At 38.8% G+C, this 245-nt stretch carries 1 protein-coding gene; it reads right to left on the bottom strand.

What is annotated here, in order from left to right; genetic code table 11:
- Window positions 1-245 (bottom strand): hypothetical protein (locus tag AAEY62_RS24110; RefSeq protein WP_502935568.1); only part of this gene is annotated, 245 nt, incomplete at both ends.

The following is a 245-nucleotide window of genomic DNA, read 5'->3' as shown; positions in this document are numbered from 1 at the left end:
AATCGGCCTTTATCCATATGCTGAATCCACGTTATGTCATATTGATCGCGGTCTAACCCAGCAAAAATAGTGCTCTCGAATGAATTCATGATCGTGTTTTTATTTTCAGGAGTTATGTCTTTTTCTGCGAATGAAAGGCAGCCTGATGTGTAGTTCCTAGCGAAATTTAAACCATTTATATTTTCAACTGTTTGCTCAAGGTCACCCCGTATAACACTCGCCAATTTCCTATCACGATTTTTACC

Source organism: Pseudoalteromonas sp. GW168-MNA-CIBAN-0100, assembly GCF_040309225.1.
Classification (GTDB): Bacteria; Pseudomonadota; Gammaproteobacteria; order Enterobacterales; family Alteromonadaceae; genus Pseudoalteromonas; species Pseudoalteromonas arctica.
This window is presented reverse-complemented; position numbering and strand designations above follow the sequence as displayed.